This window comes from Halomonas sp. 3D7M, from assembly GCF_014897885.1.
GTDB lineage: Bacteria > Pseudomonadota > Gammaproteobacteria > Pseudomonadales > Halomonadaceae > Vreelandella.
This window is the reverse complement of the sequence record NZ_JABUZF010000230.1, coordinates 1-1,931: the sequence shown is the minus strand read 5'-3', so window position 1 is coordinate 1,931 and position 1,931 is coordinate 1. Positions and strand designations below refer to the sequence as shown.

Here is a 1,931-nt window from a genome sequence, read left to right as displayed (position 1 = left end):
AGTGGGATTAGTTCGGTTCTTGCGCTCGCTAATTTGCGCATTGAGCAGCTAACCGGAATTGATACGCCTGGGGAAGAGAGCGTGGAACATGCCGCGTTGAATGGCATGGATCTGTCCGGAGATGGTTGGCGCGTAGCGTTGGATAGCGCCTGGGTAGAAGGCAATTCCTATGTGGGCGATGCAGGCTTCGAAGGCGCATTTTTTGATATTGGGGGACTGCTGCCTTTATTGCCACTCGAGCAACGACAAGAGTTCGAAACCTTCAACAAAATACTCACAGGGGGAAGTGGTCAGTTACAGGCTGAAGGGCGCAGTCATTCCCGCTGGGAGGAAGGGGGGGAAACCGACCGCTTGATCGCTGATGGCTATGTGCGCTTGAGTAGTGCTGCAGGAATTGAATACAGCCTTGATTTGCCGATCAGTTTGCCAAAAAGCGTTTCCATTGAGCAGGCAATGCAAAACCCTGCGTTGTTTGAATCAGCCACGTTGCATGGTGGTGAGGTCGTTGTGGCTTATACCGATGAAGGGTTGCTGCCGCGATTAACTACCGAGATCGCCGCGCACGAGAATATTACCGAAGCGCAAGCAATCTCTATGGCGGTGGGGCAGGCTCGTCAGCTTGAGCCTATGTTAGGCTCGCAAATAACCAAATTAATGACCGGGATGGTCGACATTATGGCTGGCCATTCCCAAGCCTTAACGGTCAATGTCGCATTGCCCAATCCGTTTACTTTTAACCAATTCATGATGAACCCGATGGCGAGTACTGAGCGGTTTACGTTCACCTATGAGCTAAAGTAGCGCGGTTGACCAGTTAGTCAGTTTTTTGATGACGACTGCAACATGAAATACGCTCATGCACGACCTGACGCGGATGCGATGAAAGTCGCGTCAGGCTGCGTTATGATAGCGGCCTAGTTTCCCCATGATGATCCTTTTGTAACGAGGTTCCCGCCGATGTTCAGCCGCGATATGACAATTGCCGGATTCGATGATGTGCTATTTGACGCGATGCAAAAAGAAGTTGCACGCCAGGAAGCTCACATTGAATTGATTGCTTCTGAAAACTACGCCAGCCCCCGCGTACTGGAAGCGCAAGGCAGCCAGCTGACCAATAAATACGCCGAAGGCTATCCAGGTAAGCGCTACTACGGCGGCTGTGAATTTGTTGATATCGCTGAAAATCTTGCGATCGACTACGCCAAACAGCTGTTCGGCGCGACCTACGTGAATGTTCAGCCTCACTCTGGTTCACAGGCCAACAGCGCGGTTTTCCAAGCGCTGGTAACGCCGGGTGACACCATCTTGGGGATGAGCCTGGATGCCGGTGGTCACTTAACCCATGGTGCCAAGCCTAACTTCTCTGGCAAACACTACAATGCTATCCAGTATGGGCTGAACGAACAGGGCTTGATTGATTACGATCAGGTGGCTGAGCTTGCTCGCGAGCACAAGCCCAAAATGATCATTGCTGGTTTCTCTGCCTACTCGCAAATTGTCGATTGGGCTAAGTTCCGTGAGATCGCTGATGAAGTAGGTGCCTACTTGTTGGTTGATATGGCGCACGTCTCTGGCTTGGTTGCTGCAGGCATTTACCCAAGCCCGCTGCCCCATGCTCACGTCGTCACATCTACCACGCACAAAACCCTGCGTGGCCCACGCAGCGGCGTTATTCTCTCCGCTGAAAACGATGCGGATATCGAGAAAAAGCTGCAGTCAGCTGTCTTCCCTGGTGGCCAGGGCGGCCCGTTGATGCATGTTATTGCTGCCAAGGCGATCTGCTTCAAAGAAGCCATGGCGCCTGAATTCAAAGCTTACCAGCAGCAGGTGGTCAAAAACGCCCAGGCGATGGCCAAGGTGTTTATCGATCGCGGTTACGATATCGTTTCTGGTGGTACCGAAGATCACCTGTTCCTGCTGTCTTTGATCAA

The 1,931-nt window shown here is 52.2% G+C and carries 2 protein-coding genes; both read left to right on the top strand.

Features of this window, described 5'->3' with window-relative positions; translation table 11 throughout:
- Positions 1–801: hypothetical protein (locus INT22_RS12865; RefSeq protein WP_193068347.1), on the top strand; the 801-nt coding region annotated here is incomplete at its 5' end.
- Positions 802–957: 156 nt separating this feature from the next.
- Positions 958–1,931: serine hydroxymethyltransferase (gene glyA, locus INT22_RS12860; RefSeq protein WP_193068346.1), on the top strand; the 974-nt coding region annotated here is incomplete at its 3' end.